The 20,174-nt window shown below is 71.1% G+C and carries 18 protein-coding genes; 12 read left to right on the plus strand and 6 right to left on the minus strand.

The features are described 5' to 3' along the window. Positions 1–393 precede the first annotated feature (393 nt). Positions 394–675, minus strand: a complete 282-nt coding sequence (locus ACFYOJ_RS19000; protein ID WP_061441644.1) for a metal-sensitive transcriptional regulator — start codon at positions 673–675, stop codon at positions 394–396. Between the two features lie 27 nt (positions 676–702). Continuing rightward, on the minus strand, positions 703–1,659 hold the full coding sequence (locus ACFYOJ_RS19005; RefSeq protein ID WP_061441643.1) for a hypothetical protein: 957 nt from the start codon (positions 1,657–1,659) through the stop codon (positions 703–705). A 174-nt stretch (positions 1,660–1,833) separates the two neighbouring features. Here ACFYOJ_RS19005 and ACFYOJ_RS19010 point away from each other — a divergent pair, with 174 nt between their 5' ends. From ACFYOJ_RS19010 to ACFYOJ_RS19025, 4 genes are all read left to right on the plus strand, one after another. Beyond that, positions 1,834–2,112 (plus strand): heavy-metal-associated domain-containing protein, encoded by a 279-nt coding sequence (locus ACFYOJ_RS19010; RefSeq protein WP_061441642.1) that lies wholly within the window; start codon positions 1,834–1,836, stop codon positions 2,110–2,112. Positions 2,113–2,201: 89 nt separating this feature from the next. Next, a complete protein-coding gene (locus tag ACFYOJ_RS19015; RefSeq protein ID WP_114532501.1) occupies positions 2,202–4,460 on the plus strand; it encodes a cation-translocating P-type ATPase in 2,259 nt (752 codons plus the stop codon). 430 nt (positions 4,461–4,890) lie between these two features. Beyond that, entirely contained in the window at positions 4,891–6,339 is a 1,449-nt protein-coding gene (locus ACFYOJ_RS19020; RefSeq protein ID WP_199560842.1) for an MFS transporter, read from the plus strand. 835 nt (positions 6,340–7,174) lie between these two features. Next, on the plus strand, positions 7,175–8,614 hold the full coding sequence (locus ACFYOJ_RS19025) for an MFS transporter (protein WP_061441639.1): 1,440 nt from the start codon (positions 7,175–7,177) through the stop codon (positions 8,612–8,614). A 442-nt stretch (positions 8,615–9,056) separates the two neighbouring features. Here the strand turns inward: ACFYOJ_RS19025 and ACFYOJ_RS19030 are convergent, their stop codons facing one another. From ACFYOJ_RS19030 to ACFYOJ_RS19040, 3 genes are all read right to left on the minus strand, one after another. Then, positions 9,057–9,959 (minus strand): F510_1955 family glycosylhydrolase, encoded by a 903-nt coding sequence (locus ACFYOJ_RS19030; protein WP_061441638.1) that lies wholly within the window; start codon positions 9,957–9,959, stop codon positions 9,057–9,059. 93 nt (positions 9,960–10,052) lie between these two features. Further along, complete coding sequence (locus ACFYOJ_RS19035) at positions 10,053–10,688, minus strand: DUF305 domain-containing protein (protein WP_061441637.1); 636 nt, start codon at positions 10,686–10,688, stop codon at positions 10,053–10,055. 121 nt (positions 10,689–10,809) lie between these two features. Further along, positions 10,810–11,211: a DUF6153 family protein gene (locus ACFYOJ_RS19040; RefSeq protein ID WP_078884535.1), complete on the minus strand. Its 402-nt coding sequence runs from the start codon at positions 11,209–11,211 to the stop codon at positions 10,810–10,812. Positions 11,212–12,042: 831 nt separating this feature from the next. Here ACFYOJ_RS19040 and ACFYOJ_RS19045 point away from each other — a divergent pair. The 3 genes from ACFYOJ_RS19045 (at position 12,043) to ACFYOJ_RS19055 (ending at position 15,109) form a co-directional block, all read left to right on the plus strand. Beyond that, positions 12,043–13,194 carry a PLP-dependent cysteine synthase family protein gene (locus tag ACFYOJ_RS19045; RefSeq protein ID WP_061441636.1) on the plus strand — a complete coding sequence of 384 codons (1,152 nt, stop codon included), beginning with the start codon at positions 12,043–12,045 and terminating at the stop codon, positions 13,192–13,194. Continuing rightward, the gene (locus tag ACFYOJ_RS19050) at positions 13,191–14,444 is read left to right on the plus strand and encodes an MFS transporter (RefSeq protein ID WP_061441635.1); all 1,254 of its coding nucleotides are present in this window, start codon (positions 13,191–13,193) and stop codon (positions 14,442–14,444) included. Before ACFYOJ_RS19045 ends, ACFYOJ_RS19050 begins: the two co-directional genes overlap by 4 nt. 314 nt (positions 14,445–14,758) lie before the next feature. Next, entirely contained in the window at positions 14,759–15,109 is a 351-nt protein-coding gene (locus ACFYOJ_RS19055; RefSeq protein ID WP_061441634.1) for an NADH-quinone oxidoreductase subunit A, read from the plus strand. Here ACFYOJ_RS19055 and ACFYOJ_RS19060 read toward each other — a convergent pair. After that, on the minus strand, positions 15,073–15,684 hold the full coding sequence (locus ACFYOJ_RS19060; protein ID WP_228126029.1) for a hypothetical protein: 612 nt from the start codon (positions 15,682–15,684) through the stop codon (positions 15,073–15,075). The two genes, ACFYOJ_RS19055 and ACFYOJ_RS19060, sit on opposite strands and share 37 nt — an antisense overlap. 6 nt (positions 15,685–15,690) lie before the next feature. Between ACFYOJ_RS19060 and ACFYOJ_RS19065 the strand changes: the two genes are divergently transcribed. From ACFYOJ_RS19065 to ACFYOJ_RS19085, 5 genes are read left to right on the plus strand one after another with little or no spacing between them, the layout of a single operon-like run. Further along, positions 15,691–16,488 (plus strand): hypothetical protein, encoded by a 798-nt coding sequence (locus tag ACFYOJ_RS19065; protein ID WP_228126028.1) that lies wholly within the window; start codon positions 15,691–15,693, stop codon positions 16,486–16,488. After that, entirely contained in the window at positions 16,481–17,410 is a 930-nt protein-coding gene (locus ACFYOJ_RS19070; protein WP_228126027.1) for an NADH-quinone oxidoreductase subunit H, read from the plus strand. Before ACFYOJ_RS19065 ends, ACFYOJ_RS19070 begins: the two co-directional genes overlap by 8 nt. A 14-nt stretch (positions 17,411–17,424) precedes the next feature. Beyond that, the gene (locus ACFYOJ_RS19075; RefSeq protein WP_061441632.1) at positions 17,425–17,994 is read left to right on the plus strand and encodes an NADH-quinone oxidoreductase subunit J; all 570 of its coding nucleotides are present in this window, start codon (positions 17,425–17,427) and stop codon (positions 17,992–17,994) included. After that, complete coding sequence (locus tag ACFYOJ_RS19080) at positions 17,991–18,296, plus strand: NADH-quinone oxidoreductase subunit K (protein ID WP_061441631.1); 306 nt, start codon at positions 17,991–17,993, stop codon at positions 18,294–18,296. Before ACFYOJ_RS19075 ends, ACFYOJ_RS19080 begins: the two co-directional genes overlap by 4 nt. Further along, entirely contained in the window at positions 18,293–20,170 is a 1,878-nt protein-coding gene (locus ACFYOJ_RS19085; RefSeq protein ID WP_061441630.1) for an NADH-quinone oxidoreductase subunit L, read from the plus strand. Before ACFYOJ_RS19080 ends, ACFYOJ_RS19085 begins: the two co-directional genes overlap by 4 nt. Positions 20,171–20,174 lie beyond the last annotated feature (4 nt).

The following is a 20,174-nucleotide window of genomic DNA, read 5'->3' on the forward strand; positions in this document are numbered from 1 at the left end:
GCCGCACCGGTCACGATCGCCGGCGCCCTCGCCCCCTTCGCCGGCGCCGCCCTCGCGGCAGCCCTCGGCGGGTATCCCGCCCTCTTCTGGGTCCTCACGGGGATGTCCCTGGGCGCCGGTCTACTGGCAGCGGCTTCCAGCAGGCGCTGATCGGTGCTTGGGGACGGGGGCGCTCTGCACGGAGTGCTCGTTCACGCTGCTCGCGGCCCAGGCAGCCATGGTGGTTGCTGTGGCTCCCTTCGCCGGAGCAGTGCTCACCGTGCCACTCAGTGGGTACAGTCACCTCTTCGTGCTCCTGGTCATCATCGCCATGGCCGCCGCCTTCACCGCAACCTGGGGCACTCTTAACGCCGGACCTGGAGCGGGTAGTGAACCTGCCCTCCTCCCGATTCGTCAGGAGCGCACGAGGCGGGCGATGGCGTCGCTGGCTTCCTTCAGCTTGATGTCGCCGTTGCCGCTGCCGTCCGCTACGGCGGTGCGTACGCAGGTGTCCATGTGTTCGTCGAGCATCTGCAGGGCGAAGGACTGCAGGGCGCGTGTGGTGGCGGAGACCTGGGTGAGGACGTCGATGCAGTAGGTGTCCTCTTCCACCAGCCTCTGCAGTCCTCGGACTTGTCCTTCGATTCGCCGCAGTCGCTTGAGTACGTCTTCTTTTCGGTTGCTGTAACTGGCCACGGGCCTCTCCCTACTTCTTTCGATGGGTCAGTGCTGGTGGTTGCTCTCGGCGTGCTCTTCGCCTTTCGTCGGCTCCAGGGCATCGTCGGGTGCGGATTGTCCGGTGTGGGCGGTGAATGCCGCGGTCCGCACGGTGCCGTTGTGCTGGAAGTCGAGGAACAGGCGGTACGTTCCGGCACTGGGTGCGCTGGCGGTGAAAGAGACCTCGGGGCCAGCCTTGGTGGCGCCGTCGCCGGGCTCGCCGTTCGGGTGGACGTGGAGGTAGGCGAGGTCTCCTGAGCGCAGGGCGACCAGGTGACCGTAGGCGCCCAGGTAGGGCTCCAGGTCGGTGACCGGCCGGCCGTCACGGCTGACGCCGAGGGTCAACTCGCTCGCCTTGCCGGGGCGCAGGTCGCCTTTCAGAGTGACCGTGTAGCCGTCGATCGTGGTGGTGGCGGCAGGTTCGGGCAGAGGCGGTGCCTGGTAGGTGCCGGAGGCCGCGAGGTCCGCGCCCAGGGTGAGGTTGGTGGCGCCCTCGGCGGCGGGTGTGAAGTCGGCGAAGACGCGGTAGGTGCCGGCGGCGGGCAGGTCGACAGGGGTGCTCCAGGTGCCGTCGGCTGCCCGCGTGGGGTGCAGGTGGCGGTAAGTGACCAGGTCGCGTGAGGCGAGGATGAGGTGGAGTTCCTTTCCGTGCTCGCGCCGGTAGGAGGTCACCTGCCGTCCGTCCTGGTCGCGGATGGCAAAGCGAAGTTCGTTCTTCGCGCCTGCGGTCACGCGAGAGGTCTTGAGGTCCAGGGTGTATCCCGCCTCGGAGACCTGCAGGCCCGCGGGAGCTGCCTCCGTGTGTCCGCTGTGGCTGGACGGTGCCAAGCGGTCGTGCTCCGCGTGAGCCGCCGGTTCCGAGCCTCCGCCGACGGGGCCGATTACCCCGCCGACACCGTAAGCAGTGCCGAAGGTGGCCGCTAGCGCGGTAGCGAACACAGTGATCTTTACGCCGGTGTTCATGACGTGCCCTCTCCTCGGTGGTGCCGTTTCTGCTGGACCTGGCGCCGACTATATACCCCAGGGGGGTATTGGCAAGTAGCCCGTCGACGTTTGCCAAGGGTACCCCGAGGGGGTATATCTAGTGGGGTGTGCGACAGTACCCCCTGGGGGTACACAACTCATCTAGGAGGAACCATGTCCTGCTGCACTCCTGACGGAAGCTGCTCCACCGGCACCACCACGGCGACGGCTACTGCGGGCACCACCACCGTCTACAACGTGTCCGGGATGACCTGCGGGCACTGCAAGGCCACGCTCACCAAGGAGATCGGCGCGCTGGACGGTGTACAGGCGGTCGACGTCGACCTCGAATCCGGCCAGGTCACCGTCACCACGGCGGACGAACCCGACGACGCGCTGCTGGCCAAGGTCATCGACGACGCCGGCTACGAGCTCACCGGCCGCGCGGCCTGAAGGACCCACACCTCGGCCGGGCCCACTCGCGGGCCCGGCCTCTTCCCTCCCTGACTTTCCCTTTGCCTTGATCAGCCCAAGGAGTAGTGATGGCTACCACGGTCCCCGACACAGCCGAGGTGGAACTCGCCATCGGCGGGATGACCTGCGCGTCGTGCGCCGCCCGGATCGAGAAGAAGCTGAACCGGATGGAGGGGGTCACCGCGACCGTCAACTACGCGACGGAGAAGGCCAGGGTCAGCTTCACGGACGGGGTGTCCGTCCCGGAGCTGATCGCCACGGTCGAGGCCACCGGGTACACCGCCCGCGAGCCCGAGCCGGTACGGGCCGATGAGGCGCCGGGGGCGGCGGGGGCCGAGGAGACGGACGGGCTGCGGCCGCTGCGGCAGCGGCTGGTGACCGCGGTGCTGCTGGCCGTTCCGGTCATCGCGATGGCGATGGTGCCGGCGTTGCAGTTCGAGTACTGGCAGTGGCTGTCGCTGACCCTGGCGGCGCCCGTGGTCACCTACGCCGCCTGGCCGTTCCACCGGGCCGCGTTCACCAACGCCCGGCACGGCGCGGCGACCATGGACACGCTGATCTCGGTCGGTACGTCGGCGGCGTTCCTGTGGTCGCTGTGGGCGCTGTTCCTCGGCAGTGCGGGCACGCCGGGCATGACGCACCCCTTCGAGCTGACCATCGCCCGCGGTGACGGTTCGGGGAACATCTACCTGGAGGCCGCCGCCGGGGTGACGGCGTTCATCCTGGCCGGCCGCTACTTCGAGGCCCGCTCCAAGCGCAAGGCCGGTGCCGCGCTGAAGGCCCTGCTGGAGCTGGGGGCGAAGGACGTCACCGTGCTCCGGGAGGGCCGTGAGGAGCTGATCCCGGTCGGTGAGCTGAAGGTCGGCGACCGCTTCCTGGTGCGTCCCGGCGAGAAGGTCGCCACCGACGGCACGGTCGTGGAGGGCGCCTCGGCGGTGGACGCCTCGATGCTCACCGGCGAGTCGGTGCCGGTCGAGGTCGGCGTGGGCGACGCGGTCACCGGGGCCACCCTGAACGCCGGGGGCCGGCTGGTGGTCGAGGCCACCCGGGTCGGCGCCGACACGCAGCTGGCGCGGATGGCGAGGCTGGTCGAGGACGCGCAGAACGGCAAGGCCGCCGCCCAGCGGCTCGCCGACCGCATCTCCGGCATCTTCGTCCCGGTCGTCATCGCCCTCGCGCTGGGCACCCTCGGCTTCTGGCTGGGCAACGGCGCCGGCATCACGGCCGCCTTCACCGCCGCCGTCGCGGTCCTGATCATCGCCTGCCCCTGCGCCCTGGGTCTGGCCACGCCGACCGCGCTGATGGTCGGCACCGGGCGCGGCGCCCAGCTCGGCATCCTCATCAAGGGCTTCGAGGTCCTGGAGTCCACTCGCAGGGTCGACACCATCGTCCTGGACAAGACCGGCACCGTCACCACCGGCCGCATGACCCTGCTCGCCGTGCACACCGCCGCCGGCACCGAGGAGACCGAGGTACTGCGCCTGGCGGGCGCGCTGGAGCACTCCTCCGAGCACCCGATCGCACAGGCCGTGGCCACGGGCGCAGCCGACCGCGTCGGCACCCTGCCCGCTCCGGAGGACTTCGCCAACGTCCCCGGCCTCGGCGTCCAGGGCGTCGTCGACGGCCACGCCGTCCTCGTCGGCCGCGAGCAGCTGCTCGCCGAGTGGGCCATGGAGCTGCCCGTCGGCCTGGCCCGCGCCAAGGCCGACGCGGAGACGGCCGGCCGCACCGCGATCGCCGTCGCCTGGGACGGCGAGGCCAGGGCGGTCCTCGAGGTCGCCGACGCCGTCAAGGACACCAGCGCCGAGGCCATCACCCGGCTGCGCGCCCTGGGCCTCACCCCGGTCCTGCTGACCGGCGACAACCAGGCCGTGGCCGCCTCCGTCGCCCGCGAGGTCGGCATCGACCCGGAGCACGTCATCGCCGAGGTCATGCCCGAGGACAAGGTCGACGTCGTCAAGCGCCTCCAGGACGAGGGCCGTTCGGTCGCGATGGTCGGCGACGGGGTCAACGACGCCGCCGCCCTCGCCCAGGCCGACCTCGGCCTGGCCATGGGCACCGGCACCGACGCCGCCATCGAGGCCGGCGACCTCACCCTCGTCCGGGGCGACCTGCGCGCCGCCGCCGACGCCATCCGGCTGGCCCGCAAGACCCTCGGCACGATCAGGTCCAACCTCTTCTGGGCCTTCGCCTACAACATCGCCGCGCTGCCGCTCGCCGCCGCCGGACTCCTCAACCCGATGATCGCGGGGGCGGCCATGGCCTTCTCCTCCGTCTTCGTCGTCGGCAACAGCCTGCGACTGCGCGGATTCAGGGCCGCGGACTGACAACCGCTTCCCCTCCACAGCGCGGACGAGGGGCGGGCCACTGGGGCCGCCCCTCGTTGTCCGTCACGGTGCTCTCTCTGGGAGGGCTGCCGTTATGACTCACGAGAGAGACCGCGTGCGCAGCTGTTCCGGGCGGGTGAACGGCCTGCCGGTACCCCAGCCGGCATGCGGCGCCCACTCGACGACCGGAGTCCCCACAGCTCGGGTTTCGTCAGGACTGAGCAACAGACACCCTTTGCGTGGGGAGCTCAGGGCGCATGCCGTCTTTGTCGGGCCTGGTCGTCGTTGCATCACCCTCGGATTGGAATACCCCCCTCCGGTATGTTCTTATACCCGAGGGGGGTATCTGAGGTCGAGGTCGACGGTGGTTTCGGCCTCGTGAAGCTGACCCGGAGCCGAAGACTTGCGGGCACCGAATGAAGGAGACGACGTGACAACGACGACGAGGCAGCGGGCCGGGATGATTCCGCTGCTGGTCATCGCGACCGCCCAGCTGATGCTGGTGCTCGACGATTCGATCGTGAACATCGCGCTGCCGAGCATCCAGCGTGAGTTCGGCGTGACGGCGGAGCACCTGCCCTGGGTGGTCAACGCCTACATCCTCGCGTTCGGAGCGCTGCTCCTGCTCGGTGGCCGGATCGGCGATCTGTGGGGGCGCCGCCGCACCCTGCAGCTCGGGATCGCGGTCTTCGTGATCGCGTCCCTGGCGGGCGGGCTGGGGCAGAACGTCACCATGCTGATCGTCGCCCGTGCCGTGCAGGGCGTCGGAGCGGCGCTGACCGCCCCGAACGCGCTGGCGCTGATCGCGACCACGTTCCCCGACCGCAAGCTGCGTGACCTGGCGCTGTCCCTCTACGGGGCGATGTCCGCGCTCGGGATCGTGGTCGGACTGCTCCTCGGCGGTGTGCTGACCGACCTCCTCGACTGGCGGTGGGTGTTCTTCATCAACATCCCGTTCGGCCTGCTTGTTCTTCTCGGCAGCCGCACTCTGCTCGCTGCCGGGCGTCACTCCGGCCGGGTCGGCGCGGTGGGTGCGGTGCTGGGCACCGGCGGAATGGTCGCGCTCGTCTACGCGATCACGAGGTTCGGCGAGGACGGCTTCACCGACCCGGTCGCGCTGGTCCTCCTGGCGGCGGCCGCCGTGCTGCTCGTCGCGTTCGTCCTCACCCAGGCCCGCAGCGGCAGCCCTCTGGTGCCGCTGAGCCTGTTCAGGGACCGCAACCGCTCCGGCGCCTACCTGACCATGCTGCTGCTGGCCATCGGCCCGATGGGCACGTTCTACGTCGTCACCCTCTACCTCCAGCAGGTGCAGCAGTTCAGCCCCCTTCGCACCGGGGCGGCGTGGCTGCCGTTCGCCGCCGGGCTCGTGCTCGGAGCCGGAGCCGCCCCGAAGCTCCTGCTGAAGACCGCCCCCCGCTCCGTCGCCGCGCTCGGGGCGCTGCTGAGCGCGCTGGCCGCGTTCTGGTTCTCCACGATCACCGTCGACACGGACTACTGGCTGCACCTGGCGCCGGCGATGTTCGTCCTCGCGCTCGGTTTCGGTCTCGGCGTGCTCGCCCTGACCCAGGCCGCGGTCTACCGCGTCGACGCGGACAAGGCCGGGATCGCCTCGGCCCTGCTCAACTCCGCCCAGCAGATCGGTGTCGCCCTCGGCCTGGCCGTGCTCGCCGGGGTCGCCGCCACCGTCACCGCGCGGCCGGAGAAGGCCGCGCTGGGCACCGGCGAGGCACTGGTCGCCGGATACGGCACGGCCCTGACCGTCGCCGCGGGCGTCCTCCTCGCCGCCGGCCTCCTCGCCCTCACCACCCTCAGCGCCCGCCCGGCCACAGAACAGGACACGTCTGAGCCGGCAGGCACGAGCACCGCGCAAGGAAACTGACCGAACACTGCCCGCGCGCCGGAGTCGCTCTGAAGTGATCAGAAAGGCTCGGTGCGCGGGCTTGGCCGGTGTGTCCGAACGCGTGCAGTGACGACTGCCGACTGCACACCACGACACGGGGGCAAGGAAAGGGGGCTGGTCCTGCTGCACTGCGGCGACCCGGACCGCTGCAGCCTGCTGCCGCTCGCCCGCCTACTCGCAGACGGCTCCTCCGTCATCCTGCCGGACGTCCGCGATCACGGCTGCTCGACGTGTACCGACTCCGCCCGTCACACCTGGACCCAGCACACCGACGATGTCGGCGCCCGGCTGGATCATCTCGAGCTGCGCTGTGCGACATGGGACTGGGCGGCACCATCACGGTGTACGGCGTCCACGCGGCTTGGCCCCATTCTGCCGGTACTGGCTCCCGTGATCGGGTCCTCGACTTCTTCACCACCCGGCTGACCCTGTACACGGCAGCCTCGTGGGTCCGGCGCTTCGTGATCTGCCGTGGACAGGGCTCGCCAGGAGCAGCTCCTGGAGGTATCCGAGCGACCTAACCCGCGCGGGCCGAGGGTCGTCGGCATGGGCCGCGAAGCGGCAGGGCTCTCGGGACGGCCCCGCTCATCCGGTTACCTCCTTCCGGCTACGCAGGGCTGGGCGGGCTGCGGCCGCCCTCGGGTACCGCGCCTGCAGGCTGAGCCCTCCTCAATGAGCAGCGGGGCGGGGGCTGTCGCCACGACTGCCTCCACAGGGTTACGCAGACTTCTTACATACCCCTAGGGGGTATGTTATGTTCCCTGCCAGGTACCCCCAGGGGGTATGAAGCTCCGTATCTGAAGAGGGGAAGGCAATGCCAACTGTCAGTCCCAAGCGCTGGTGGGCGCTCGCCGTGCTCGCCACCGCCCAGTTCATGGTGATCATGGACACCTCGATCATCGGGGTCGCACTCCCCGAGATGCAGAAGGACCTCGGCTTCTCTCAGGGCGACCTGCAATGGGTGTTCAACGCCTACGTCATCGCCTTCGGCGGTCTCCTGCTCCTCGGCGGCCGCCTGTCCGACCTGCTCGGCGCACGCCGGGTGTTCACCGTCGGCTGGACCGTGCTCATCGGCGGATCGATCGTCGCCGCAGCCGCTCAGACCGCGTGGGTGGAAGTCGCCGGCCGAGCCGTCCAGGGCGTCGGCGGCGCGCTGATCGCCCCCGCCGCGATGACCCTGCTGATGACGCTGTTCGCCCACGACCCGAAGGAGCTCGGCAAGGCCATGGCCCTCTACGGTGCGGCGGCCCCGGCCGGTGGCACCGCGGGCGTCTTCCTCGGCGGGGTCTTCACCGAATGGCTCAGCTGGCCCTGGGTGTTCATCATCTACATCCCCATCGGCGCCGCCACGCTCGCCGCGACCAAGCTGCTCCCTGCCGTGGCCCCCCGCCGCGGAGCGATCGACGTGCTCGGTGCCGCCGCCGTCACGGCCGGCCTCGCCCTCGCAGTCTTCGCCGTGGTCCGCGCACCGGAGATCGGCTGGGGAGCCACCCAGACCGTGCTCGAACTCGTCGGCGCCGCCGCTCTGCTGGCGCTCTTCTTCGTACTGCAGAAGACGATGCGCCGACCTCTGATGCCGCTGGGTATCTGGCGCGTGCCGAGGCTCGGCTCGGCCAACCTGGCCATGGCACTGCTGGGCGCCGCGTGGATTCCCATGTGGTACTTCCTCAACCTCTACCTGCAGCAGGTCCTCGGCTACGGTGCTTTCGCCTCCGGCGCGGCGCTGCTGCCGATGACCGTGCTCCTCATGGTCTTCATGACCGCCATCACCGCGCGGCTGCTGGCCCGCCTCGGTGCCAAGCCGCTGATCGGCGGCGGCCTGCTCGTCCTCGCGGCCGGCCTGCTGTGGCTGTCGGCCGTCGAGCCGAGCGGCTCCTTCGTCGTCGACGTCCTGCCCGCCTCGCTGGTGGCCGCCCTCGGCATGTCGCTGGCGTACATCCCGGCGATGATGGCGGCCATGTCCGGCGCCCCGGCCGAGCAGGCGGGCCTGGCCTCCGGCATCGTCAACACCACCTACCAGATCGGTTCGGCCCTCGGCCTGGCCGCTCTCACCGCCCTGGCCACATCCCAGGGCGCAGGCCGACTCGGTGACCTGCCTGCCCTGACCGACGGCTTCAGCGCGGCGTTCACCGCGGCCGCCGCCATCGCCGCCGTCGGCGGTCTCATCACGCTCCTCGTGATGCGCACCGAGAAGGACGTGGCCGCCGCCAGTGCGGAGCAGCCCAGCGCGCTGGGTGAGAAGGCAGAGGTGTGAGCCGTGGACTGTGAAGCCGCCAAGGAGCGATGTCGCGGCCGGCGGTCCGTCAGATCCCTGTTCCCGGAACTGGCGGACCGCCGGCGCCTGTCACCACACCCATGACCGGCAAGCAATCCCAGGAGGGACTTCACCCATGGCCACACCGTCGTGGACCGTCACGATGCGCCGGGCAGCTGGACACCCCGTCGTCAAGATGACGGTCGTCGCGCTGCTTCAGGCCCTCGCGTCCCATCTCTCCCACCAGAGTCTCGGCCGTCCGTCCTGCGCGGACGCATGTGCCCGCCATCACGCCCGAAGCGGCCGCCCCTAAACGCTGCCCTGGCACGGGCCGGTCCAGCACGGCGACCACCATCGTCAACGACATACGCCGGACCTGCCCGGCCGAACCTGGGCGGGGTGGGCCGGAATCGCACCGATGGCTCCCCGAATGGTGACTCCGCTAGGTGCGATCGGCATCCGTTGCCGGGCGATGCAGGGACATCCAGGTTCGCCCGCTATCGACCGACTCGTAGACGGCGTCCGCGCTGTCTGCTGCCAGAAGGTGCTGCGTGGTCACCGCGGTCAGCACCCTGCCCTCTCCGCCCGCGGGCAAGCGGCCCTGCTCCGCCCATGTCCGCCCATCGAGGCTGGCGACGACCCGGCCGTCGGCCGTGAGCGCCAGCAGCTTGCCCGGATCCGGTTCCTCCACCGCGACCAGGTCGGGCGTCGAGGGGACGGGGTGGAAGGTCCGTGCACCGTCGTCACTGCGGGACAGCCCCGTGCCGGTGGCCGCCCACACGGTGGCCGCGCTGCTCGGATGGGAAGCGAGGTCGAGCGCCGATACCTTCGCGCCCTTGTCCCAGGAGCGGCCCCCGTCGGTACTGGCCCACACCCTTTTGCTCTGGCTGTCGAACCCGTACAGCGAATCACCGGCCTCCTCCAAGGCGTGGAAGTCGGCCTCACCTTCGGCGGAGAGAGCCTGCCAGGTGCGGCCAGCGTCCGTGCTCCGGATCAGGCCCAGGTGAGCTGGTCGAGTGCCGGTATCCGCAGGGCCGGGATGACCGCTGGCCAAGAACGTGGACGGGCCGGTCACGGTGAAACCCATGGTGTCCTGGTAGCGGTCGGCGACCCGGATCGCGCTCCCGTCCTCCAGGCGAAAAACGCCGTGGTGGCCGGCGGCATAGACCGTGCCGTCGGCCGGGTCGACGCCCAGGCCGTGCAGGTGTCCGGTGCCCGGATCGGGAAGCGCCCCTTCCTTGCCGGATTCGGTGGTGGTGTCGGTGGCGGAACACGAGGCGAGGAGCAGGCCGGCGGCCGCGAGCAGGAACAGGGCACGCGGACGGGGCAGCGGTATGCGAGTCATGGTGTGAGGTCCAGGCAGCGAGAAGGGAGACGAGGGGAGGGAGACCGGGGCGGGTGGACGCCTTCGGTGTCCACCCGCCCCGGCGTGCTGTGATCAGCCCTTGCCGAGCAGTTGGTTCATCTGCTCGATCTCCGCGCTCTGCGAGTCGATGATCTCTCCGGCCATCTTCTTGGCCGGTCCGTAGGCGCCGTCGGCCTGCTCGGTCTTCGCCATGTCGACCGCGCCTTCGTGGTGCTTGATCATCATTTCCATGAAGGCGGTGTCGAACGCCTTGCCCGAGGCGTTCTCGAGCTCGGTCATCTCCTCGGCCGTCATCATGCCGCCCATGTCGTGCATGGAGTGGTCCATGGCACCCTCGGCGGGCACGTCCTCGCCCCACGACGTCAGCCACCCGGAGAGCGTCTTGATCTCCGGGTCCTGGGCCTTCTTGATGTCGGCGGCGAGCTTTTTCACCTCGGCCGACTGCGCACGGTCGGGCGCCAGGTCGGCCATCTCGACGGCCTGGCGGTGGTGGGGGATCATCCCCTTCGCGAAGGCCACATCGGCAGCGTTGTGCTGCCCCTGCGACGCCGACGCCGGGGCGGACGAGGAAGCGGTGGCGGCGTGGCCGCCGTGTCCAGCCGAGCCGTCATCGTCACCGTTGCCGCCACAGGCGGCCAGGACCAGTGCTGCCGCGCCTGCGGCGGCTACGGCGGCAGTACGGCGCATGAGGGAACGCTTGCGGATCATGGTGGTGCAACTCCTTGACGCGCGCCGTTTCGCGGCACGCGGTGGGAACGGATGTAGAGCGTGCGGAAGCACGGCACCCGTCACCGGCAGGGCCGGGCGCACGGGAGCCGAGCGGGCCGCTCTATATGCGCAGGAGCTGCAGTTCCGACAGGTCGGGCGGTGCTCGGCCACCATGCGATGCCCCTGGGAACGCGGCAGCGGGCGCGGGGGTCGCAGGCGCGTTCAGCAGGGTGCCGGTCAGCGCGGGCGGCGTGTACGCCGAACCGATGCCGGCCGCCGCACACGTCCCATCGGCATGATCGAGATGACTCGAACCGCCATCCGTGTGCGTGCATCCCCCGCCCGCGTGAGGCACGCCGTCCGCAGGGACCATCACCATCTCGTGGCCGGTAGCCGCCTGCACCGCCACTGTCGCACCGGGGGCGAGGCCGTGCATGCCCAGCACTCCGGCCAGTACCGCCATCACCAGCAGCACGAACAGCCGCCCGGCAGGGCGGCTGCTTGATCGAGTACTCCTGGTCACGCACCCATCGTACGGGCCCTTCGCGAAAGCGCAGATGTGACGGCGCGACCGGCGGCCGTCCTCACTCGTACGCCTCCGTGCCCGTCTCTCGACCAGTTGGTGCTGACGTTCACCCGATCCGGTGGTCAGCGGAACCGGCATTTACGGGCAGTCAAGGCCGCTGCACGTCGCATTCGCGGACGTCCCAGCCGTGTCCGGCCCTGGCGCACGCCAGCAGAACCGTCGAACGGTAGATCCGCCCACAATGACCTTGCGCATGCGATTCATTACAGTCCGTCCTGATGTCTGCCTGGTCAGTACTACCGAGCACTCGGCCCCCGGCGCGCACCGCGGCGCCGCTGGTCGTGCTGCTCGCCGTGCTGGTGCACCTGCTGGCCTGCGCTCACGGACCGGTGACGGCCGGGACGGCACGGGCAGACGCCGCGCACAGCGCGGGAGCCTTCTGTGGACATACGCCGGGACCGGCCGACGACGGGATGGCGTCGCTGCAGAGCGCGCCGCCGCATGACCACCAGTCGCACTGCTGTGATCTGGACGAGCCCACGGTGCAGCCCTCCCGCGACATCCCCCTTGCTGACGGCCCGGCCCTCCATGTTCTCCGCGTCGAGCAGGGCACCCAGCCGTCGCCCACACGGCCCGGCGCGCAGGCATCGGCTCTCGACCCGGGTTGCTCGTCCACCGGACATACGCGGTCCCGTCTCGGCGTGTGGCGGACCTGATCGACCAAGCACCGCGGCCCCGTATCCGGCCGCGGCTCAGCAACCGATCACCTCCGCCCCCTCTACACGCGGCCCGTCGCTGTTCAGACACCGGCTGCCGGAGAACCACGCCATGAATCACCTGACCTGCACGTCTGTCCTGGCCGCGCCCGCGAAGCCTCTCCCCGAAACCGAGCGACTGACGCACACTCCCGCCGGACTGGTCGGCAACACACCTGTCCTCCGGATCGGAGCCCCCTTCACTCTCCCGGGGCGCGGCTTCTGGGCCAAGATCGAGGGCCACAACCCGGGCGGCATCAAGGACCGCACCGCCCTGCACATGGTCCGTGCAGCCCGCGAGCGGGGACAGCTCCTGCCCGGCGCACGCATCGTCGAGTCCTCCTCCGGCACGCTCGGCCTCGGCCTTGCCCTCGCCGGCGCGACCTACGGCCACCCGGTCACCGTCGTCACCGACCCCGGCATGGAACCCCTGATGACAGGACTCCTCACGGCGTACGGGGCCACCGTGGACCGCGTCGACACCCCGCACGCCTGTGGAGGCTGGCAGCGCGCCCGCCTGCACCGGGTGCAAGAGCTGCTCACCGCCCATCCCGGCGCATGGTGCCCCGACCAGTACAACAACCCGGATAACGTGACCGCCTACGCTCCGCTCGCCCACGAACTCGTCGACCAGCTCGGCCGGATCGACACCCTCGTCGTGTCCGTCGGCACGGGCGGCCACTCCGCCGGGATCGCCTCCGTCCTGCGTGGGCTCTTCCCCCACCTGCGGGTCATCGGTGTGGACACCTGCGGCTCGACCATCTTCGGCCAGCCCGCCGCACCCCGTCTGATGCGGGGCCTGGGCAGCAGCATCCACCCACGCAACGTCGCCTACCACCTGTTCGACGAGGTCCACTGGGTCGCCGCACCGGAAGCGGTGTGGTCGGCACGCAGGCTGGCCCGTGATCACTACACAACCGGGGGATGGAGTGTCGGCGCGGTCGCCCTCGTCGCCCGATGGGCGGCTCGCACCCTGCCCGCCGCGAACCGGATCGTCGCCATCTTCCCTGATGGCCCGCAGCGCTACATCGGCACGGTCTTCGACGACGCCTACTGCCAAGAGCACGGCCTGCTCGACGCCCCGCCCGCCGACGATCCGGAGGAGATCGCCCGGCCGGACGAGCGGGTGGTGACCCGCTGGACGCGATGCACCCACGTCATCGACCCCCTGGCCACCGCCGACGCCCAGGGAGCGGGAGACGAGACCGTAGGAGTCGCACGATGAAGCACCTGTGGCAGCAGACCCACTCGTTCCCAGCCCCGGTCCGACTGTTGATGGCCAACCAGTTCGCCATCAACCTCGCCTTCTACATGCTCATGCCCTATCTGGCAGCCCACCTGGCCGGCGGGCTCGGGCTGGCGGCATGGGCCGTCGGACTCGTCCTGGGCGTACGCAACTTCTCCCAGCAGGGCATGTTCCTCATCGGAGGCACCATCGCCGACCGCTACGGCTACAAGGCCCCCATCATGGCTGGCTGCCTGCTCCGCACCGTCGGCTTCGGCCTGCTCGGCTGGGTCGACAACCTCCCGGCCCTGATTGCCGCGTCAGCGGCCACCGGCTTCGCGGGCGCCTTGTTCAACCCTGCCGTACGCGCCTACCTGGCCGCCGAAGCCGGCGAACGACGCGTGGACGCCTTCGCCACCTTCAACGTCTACTACCAGGCCGGAATGGTCCTCGGCCCGCTGGTGGGCCTGGCCCTGCTGGCTGCCGACTTCCGGCTCGTCTGCACAGTCGCTGCCGCGATCTTCACCCTGCTGACCGTCCTGCAATGGCGTGCCCTGCCCGCCCGCCGTGGCGAGGCACCCGGCGCGACGCCGGGCAATGTACTGGCGCAGTGGCGCACGGTCGTGGCCAACCGGCCCTTCCTGCTCTTCGCCCTCGCGATGACCGGCTCGTACGTCCTCACATTTCAGGTCTACCTGGCACTGCCCCTGGCCGCAGCCGACGTCCTCGGGGACAAGGGGACCTGGGTGACCAGCGGACTCTTCGTCGTCTCGGCTGCCGTCGCCGTGGTGGGGCAATTGCGGCTTACCGGCTGGGCGAAGCGACGCTGGACGCCCGCTCAGGCCCTCGTCCGCGGACTGACCGCCATGGGGGCGGCCTTCGTGCCGCTCGCCCTGGCACCACCTGAGGCCCCGGCCGCCGTACTGACCGCCCTGGTCCTGGCCGTGGTCCTCCTGGCTGTCGGCGGTGCCGTCGTCTACCCCTTCGAAATGGACACCGTCGTCACGCTCTCCGGCAACCGGCTCGTGGCGACCCATTACGGGCTGTACAACACCGTCTCGGGCCTCGGCATCACCCTCGGCAACCTCACCACCGGAGCCCTGTGGGACTTCGCCGAACACGAGGACGCCCTCTGGCTGACCTGGTGCTCCCTGGCCGCGACCGGACTGGCCTGCGCGGCATCCGTCGCCGCCCTGGCCCGCAGCGAGCGCCTGATCGCGCGGGCAGAGGCGCCACTCGCCCCCGCCTGACGCACGGACACCCCCTCGGGGCACCGATGGACCCGGCCGCCTCGCGCGGTGTGTGGACGTCCGGCACCGTGGCCGTAGCACTCGACGCCGGGCGGTGGAGCGTGCCGACTGCGGCTTCGGGGCCCACGCCGCCGTACGACTCGTGCCCTCCGGGACTGCGTATGCCTCCGGGGGGTACCCAACGCTTCCGGCACAGCGGGAACGGAGCGACAGATGGGTTCGACGCGGAGTGCGGGCGGGACAGCGCCCGCCGACGGGCGCCTCGACGTACAAGTCGCGGGGCGTGGGAGGGACCTCCTGGGTGGTGGCATCCGGTGAGTGGCTTCACCGCCGCGCTGTCCTTGCTGGGGCTGGCCCTGCTGGCGGTGGCCGGAGCATACGGAGCGGCCTGGGCGCTTCGGCTCTCGTCCGGTCCGCTGCCCGCGCAGCCGTTCGGATCGGGACTGGAGCCGACGGAACACGCGGTCAGCCGTTTCCACATGCGCTGGTACACGGTGACGATGCTCTTCCTCGCCTTCGACATGGAGATGGTCTTCATGTACCCGTGGACACTGGTGATCTCCGCGATGGGACCCAGTGCGGTGATCGAGATGTTCGTCTTCCTCGCCGTCCTGCTCACGGGTGTGATCTACGCATGGCGGGAAGGAGCACTGCGGTGGGCCTGACCGCCGCCCTGACCCGCGCAGCGGCCGCCCGGCCACGCGTCCTGCTGGTGACCACGCCGGGCGGTACGCCGGTGCGGCTGGCCGCCGAGAAGGAACTGCGGTCCCGGGACTGGCCGTCGGCGTCGACCCCGGCCGGAGCCGACTTGATGCTGGTGGCGGGTCCTGACTGCTCGCGGCTGGGTCCGGCGCTGGAACGGTTGTGGCAGGACATGCCGCGGCCGCGCGTGCGCGTGCGAGCCGTGACGGCCGACGAGGTGGCATCGGTCCTCGAAGCCGGCCGCGCTCGGTTGGCCACACCAGAGGGCGACCGGGGCGGGGCCGACCGCACCGCGGGAGAGCACGGGCACGGAGAGCCCGGAAAGCACGACGCGGAATCGGTGCGAGCCGATCACGCGAAAGACGATCGCGGCTTCGAAGGCGGCGCACACGCGCGGCATCACGACGATGGCCCGGAGGCCAGTGGCCACGGCGGTGAGCACGCCGGTCATGGCGGCACCGGTCACGGGGACGGCGATGACGACCACGCCCGTCATGGTCACGACGGTCACGGACACACCGGTCACGGTCATGGGCATGGTGGCATGGAGATGCCGGGCGGACTGGCCATGGCCGAACCGGGGGAGGACCGCGACGGTCTGACGCTGGACCGCCTGCACGTGCCGTTGGGGCCCTTTCTGGCCGACTGGCCCGCCGGCCTGACCCTTCGCGTGGTGCTTCAGGGCGACGTCGTCCAACGTGCCGACCTCGACGATCCGCCCGCCGGCGGACCAGCCGACCCCTTCTGGAGCCGGCCGTGGCTGCGAGCCACCACGGGCGAGCCGGTGTGCGTGGGGGAGGCGGCCCGGCGGCGGGCCGCGGCGCACCTGGACAGCCTGGGCCGACTGCTGTCGGTGGCCGGCTGGCCCGCCGAGGCGGTGACGGCCCGGCGGCTGCGCGACGACCTGCTGGAGGAGGCGCCCGCCTCGGCGATCCTGCCCCGGGCGGAGCGCTTCACCCGGCGGGTCGGGCGGTCACGCACCCTGTACTGGCTGACGCGAGGCGTCGGTCTGCTGAGCGCGGCCGACGCACGAGCCGCAAGTGTCACCGGTCCCGCCGTACGGGCGGCCGGCGGGGATGTACCGGCCCGCTACCGCCAATGGCTCACCGAGGTCATGGACGCCGTACGGCAGCTGGACGCGACCGCCCCGCTCAATCCGGTGGCGCAGGAGAGCCCGCGCGGTCGGTGGGACGCCGAACGCCCGCCGTCGGCCGCCCTGGTGAAGCTGCTTCCCCGCCTGTTGGTGGGGGCCGAACTGGGCGCGGCCCGTCTCGTCGTCGCCAGCCTCGACCCGGACCCGGACGAACTGACCGCGTGTCGGCTGGAGGTGGCCCGTGGCTGAGGCGGGGACGTGGTGGGCGCTGCCGGCCGCCCCGGCGATGCTGCTCGTCTTCGCGGTGCTGGCAGTGGCGGCCGACGCGGCACTGGACGCCCGGAACGCGGGCCGTCGGATCACCGCCCATACTGCGGTGCGGCCGCTTCTCGCCGTGCCGCGGGCGCTGCTGGCGCAGCCGCGGCGGTTGCCCGCACCGGATCGGTTGCTGTGGCGGGCGGGTGTGATCACCGTCCCGGTGGCCGCGGTACTGGCCACGCTGGTCATCCCGTTCGGCAACCGCGTCGTCGCCGATCTGTCGGTCGGGGTGGTGTGGTTCAACGCCATGGAGGTGCTGACCTGGGCCGGGCTGTGGCTGGCCGGCTGGGGTCCGAACGCCGCCTTCTCCCTGGTCGGCGGCTACCGCTTCCTCGCCTTGGGCCTGGCTTACGAGCTGCCGCTGATGTTCGCGCTGATCTCGGCCGCCACGGGCGCCGAGTCCCTGCGGGTGACCGACATCGTCGGCGCCCAGCACGGCTTGTGGTACGCGGTGTGGATGCCGTTCGCCTTCGTCCTCTACCTGGCAGGAGTTCTGGCCTTCAGCTTCCTGGGACCGTTCGCGTATCCGCTCGGGCGGGACGTCGCCGACGGCGTACTGGGGGAGACGAGCGGGGTGGACCGGCTGCTGCTGCAGGCAGGGCGGTGGCTGTGGCTGGCGGCCGGGGCCGCGATGGCGGTGCCGCTGTTCCTGGGCGGCGGCGCCGGGCCGGGGCTGCCCGCCTGGGCCTGGTCGTTGGTCAAGACCCTGCTGGTACTGGCGGTGCTGGTGTGGACGCTGCGGCGGCTGCCCATGCTCCGCGCCGACCGGTACGTCGAACTGGCCTGGGTGGTGCTCCTGCCGCTGTCCGTCCTCCAGGCCCTGGTGCCGGCCCTGGTCAGTCTCACCCGTTAGGAAAGGAACGCGTCATGGGCACGACGAGCACGGTGCTGCTGTGGGTACTGGGCGTGCTCGCCCTGGTCGGCGGCGTCCTGGTCTTCACCTTGAACTCCATGGCTCGGGTCACGTTCGCCCTCCTGGGCTCCCTGGTGTGCGTGGGCGGGGTGGTGACCGTGCTGCGGCTGCCGTATCTCGGCGTGGTGATCGTGCTGATGATGGTCATGGAGATGGTGATCATGGCGGTTTTCATGATCGCGTACATGATGAATCCGGCCGGTCTGATGCCGATGTCGATGCTGCACAACAAGCGCGGCTCACTGGTCATCAGCGGCCTCGTGTTCGCCGCCCTGGTCGTGGGGATCTTCCTGGTGCCGTGGCCCGACCGCACGGGAGCGCGGCTCGAGGACACCACGTTCCAGGTCGGGATGTCGTTGATGGGCGACCAGATGCTGACCATGGTCACGCTCGGATTCGTACTCCTGGCCACCATGGTGGGTGCCACCGTCCTCGCCACCCGCCGCGGCCGGTACGACCGTTTCGGAGACGACCTCGATCAGCGGCCTGCGAACGACTCGGCCGGCGGGGGAGTGGGCCGATGACGTTCGAACTCCTGCTGGTCCTCGCGGCCGGGCTCTTCTGCACCGGCCTGTTCGGTGCCCTCTCCCAGCAGTCCATCGTCATGATCATGATGGGGATCGAGCTGATGATCGGCGGCGTCATCGTCGCCGCCGCCGACTTCTGGTACTTCCTCGCCCCCGCCGCCGGCAGCGGCCAGGTCGTGATCGTGGCGGCCGTGGTGGCGATGGCCGTGGAGATGGCCATGGGCTTCGCCGTCACCACCGCCATCTACCGCGCCCGCCAGGTCGACATGACCGACATGGCCGAGGACCTGAAGGGATGAGCGCGGTGCTCTGGCTGCTCATCGCTCTCCCCCTGGGCGGGGGAGCGGTCCTCGCCCTCACGGGACCCCGCCGAGGCGGCCTGGTCCCCGCCGCCGGTGTGGCGGCCGCTGTCGCCACGCTCGGTGCGGCGGTCGCCGCCGCGCTGACCCGGCCGAAAGCGAGCGCGCCGCTGTTCGCCGGGATGGAGGCGGGACTGGCGGTGGACGGCCTGTCCGCGGTGATGGTGGTCACCGTCGCCGCGGTCACCACCGCCGTGCTGGCCTTCGCCGTGGGCGAGTTCGCCGCCCACGAGAACCGGGGCCGCTTCTTCGGGCTCATGCTGCTCTTCGCCGGCGCCATGCTCGTCACCGTCACGGCGACCACCCTGCCGCTGCTGCTGATGGCCTGGGAAGTGATGGGGGCCACCAGCTGGGCACTGATCGGCTACTGGTGGCGGCAGCCGGAGCGGGCGGAGGCCGCCGACGTCGCGTTCCTCACCACCCGCGCCGCCGACCTCGGCCTGTACCTGGCAGCCGGCGCCGCGATGGCCGGCGGCATCGGCTCGCTGCGCCTGGACGCTCTCCCGGACGCGGACGCGCCCTGGCTGCACGTGATCACCGCGGGCGTGGTGGTGGCCGCCCTCGGCAAGTCTGCGGCACTGCCGTTCTCGTTCTGGCTGTCGCGCGCCATGCAGGGTCCGAGCCCGGTCTCGGCGCTGCTGCACTCGGCGACCATGGTCGCCGCGGGCGCTTACCTGCTGCTGCGACTCGTCTCGCTGCTGGACGCCACGGCCTGGGCCGGGCCGCTGGTCGCCTGGACCGGCGCGGCCACCGCCCTCGTCCTGGGGCTGGTCGCGGTGGCCCAGACCGACCTCAAGCAGCTCCTCGCGGCCTCCACCTCCGCCCAGATCGGCTTCATGGTGCTGGCCGCGGGCAGCGGCGGCGTCGCCGCGGGCACCACCCAGCTCGTCTCCCATGCCGCCACCAAGTCGGCTCTGTTCCTCGCCGCGGGCGCCTGGCTGACCGCGCTGGGCACCAAGCAACTGCCGGCACTGCGTGGGGCGGCCCGCGTCCACCCACTGGTCGGCGTGGCCTTCGCGGTGGGCGCGCTCACCCTGGCCGGGTTGCCGCCCCTGTCCCTGTGGGCGGCCAAGGACGAGGTCCTCGCCGCCGCCCGCACCGAGTCGACCGCGCTGTACGCGGTGGGCCTCGCGGCGGCTGCCGTCGCCGCCGTGTACAGCGTCAAAGCCGTCTGGTACGTCACCCGTCCCCTCCCTGCCGACGCGGAACTCGGATACGACACCGAGGAGCGCGGCACCCGTCGCGTCGCCGGTTCGACACCCGCCCCGCTCCTCGCCCTCACCTTCGCCGCGGCGGTACTGGGAGTACTGGCCTTGCCGGGACCGGCGTCCTGGCTGAAGGGGCTGGTCGGCGCCCAGGGCGAACCGTCCCCCGAGCCGTGGGAACTCGGACTGTCCGCCGCCGTGGCGCTCGCCGCCGTCGGCCTGGCCTGGCGGTGGGCTTCCCGCCCTGCATCCGCAGGGCTGTCGCGCGCGGCCGTCCGATGGACTCACGGGTGGCTGTACCTGGAGCGGGCCGCGCGGCTCGTCGTGGTCCGCCCGGTGCTGGGCCTCGCGCGCACGCTGGCCGACTTCGACGATCGGGTCGTCGACGGCGCCGTACGGCAGACCGCCCGGGGCGGCCTCGCGGCGGCCCGGCTCGCACGCCGTCTGGACGACGGCGGCATCGACGCCGGAGTCCGTGCCGTTGCGACCGGTGCGCGGAGCCTGGGCCGGTGGGCGCGCCGCCCGCAGACCGGACTGCTGCATCAGTACTACGCCCAGGCCGCCGCGGGCTTCGCCGTACTGGTCCTGATCATCCTGTTGGTGAGGTAACCCC

Source organism: Streptomyces sp. NPDC006384, from assembly GCF_042870695.1.
Lineage (GTDB): Bacteria > Actinomycetota > Actinomycetes > Streptomycetales > Streptomycetaceae > Streptomyces.

Coding starts and splice junctions, on each gene's coding strand:
- ACFYOJ_RS19005 (WP_061441643.1), bottom strand. CDS start 1,659: ATGAACACCGGCGTAAAGATCACTGTGTTCGCTACCGCGCTAGCGGCC.
- ACFYOJ_RS19010 (WP_061441642.1), top strand. CDS start 1,834: ATGTCCTGCTGCACTCCTGACGGAAGCTGCTCCACCGGCACCACCACG.
- ACFYOJ_RS19015 (WP_114532501.1), top strand. CDS start 2,202: ATGGCTACCACGGTCCCCGACACAGCCGAGGTGGAACTCGCCATCGGC.
- ACFYOJ_RS19025 (WP_061441639.1), top strand. CDS start 7,175: ATGCCAACTGTCAGTCCCAAGCGCTGGTGGGCGCTCGCCGTGCTCGCC.
- ACFYOJ_RS19030 (WP_061441638.1), bottom strand. CDS start 9,959: ATGACTCGCATACCGCTGCCCCGTCCGCGTGCCCTGTTCCTGCTCGCG.
- ACFYOJ_RS19035 (WP_061441637.1), bottom strand. CDS start 10,688: ATGATCCGCAAGCGTTCCCTCATGCGCCGTACTGCCGCCGTAGCCGCC.
- ACFYOJ_RS19045 (WP_061441636.1), top strand. CDS start 12,043: ATGAATCACCTGACCTGCACGTCTGTCCTGGCCGCGCCCGCGAAGCCT.
- ACFYOJ_RS19050 (WP_061441635.1), top strand. CDS start 13,191: ATGAAGCACCTGTGGCAGCAGACCCACTCGTTCCCAGCCCCGGTCCGA.
- ACFYOJ_RS19060 (WP_228126029.1), bottom strand. CDS start 15,684: ATGCCCATGACCGTGACCGGTGTGTCCGTGACCGTCGTGACCATGACG.
- ACFYOJ_RS19065 (WP_228126028.1), top strand. CDS start 15,691: ATGGAGATGCCGGGCGGACTGGCCATGGCCGAACCGGGGGAGGACCGC.
- ACFYOJ_RS19075 (WP_061441632.1), top strand. CDS start 17,425: ATGGGCACGACGAGCACGGTGCTGCTGTGGGTACTGGGCGTGCTCGCC.
- ACFYOJ_RS19080 (WP_061441631.1), top strand. CDS start 17,991: ATGACGTTCGAACTCCTGCTGGTCCTCGCGGCCGGGCTCTTCTGCACC.
- ACFYOJ_RS19085 (WP_061441630.1), top strand. CDS start 18,293: ATGAGCGCGGTGCTCTGGCTGCTCATCGCTCTCCCCCTGGGCGGGGGA.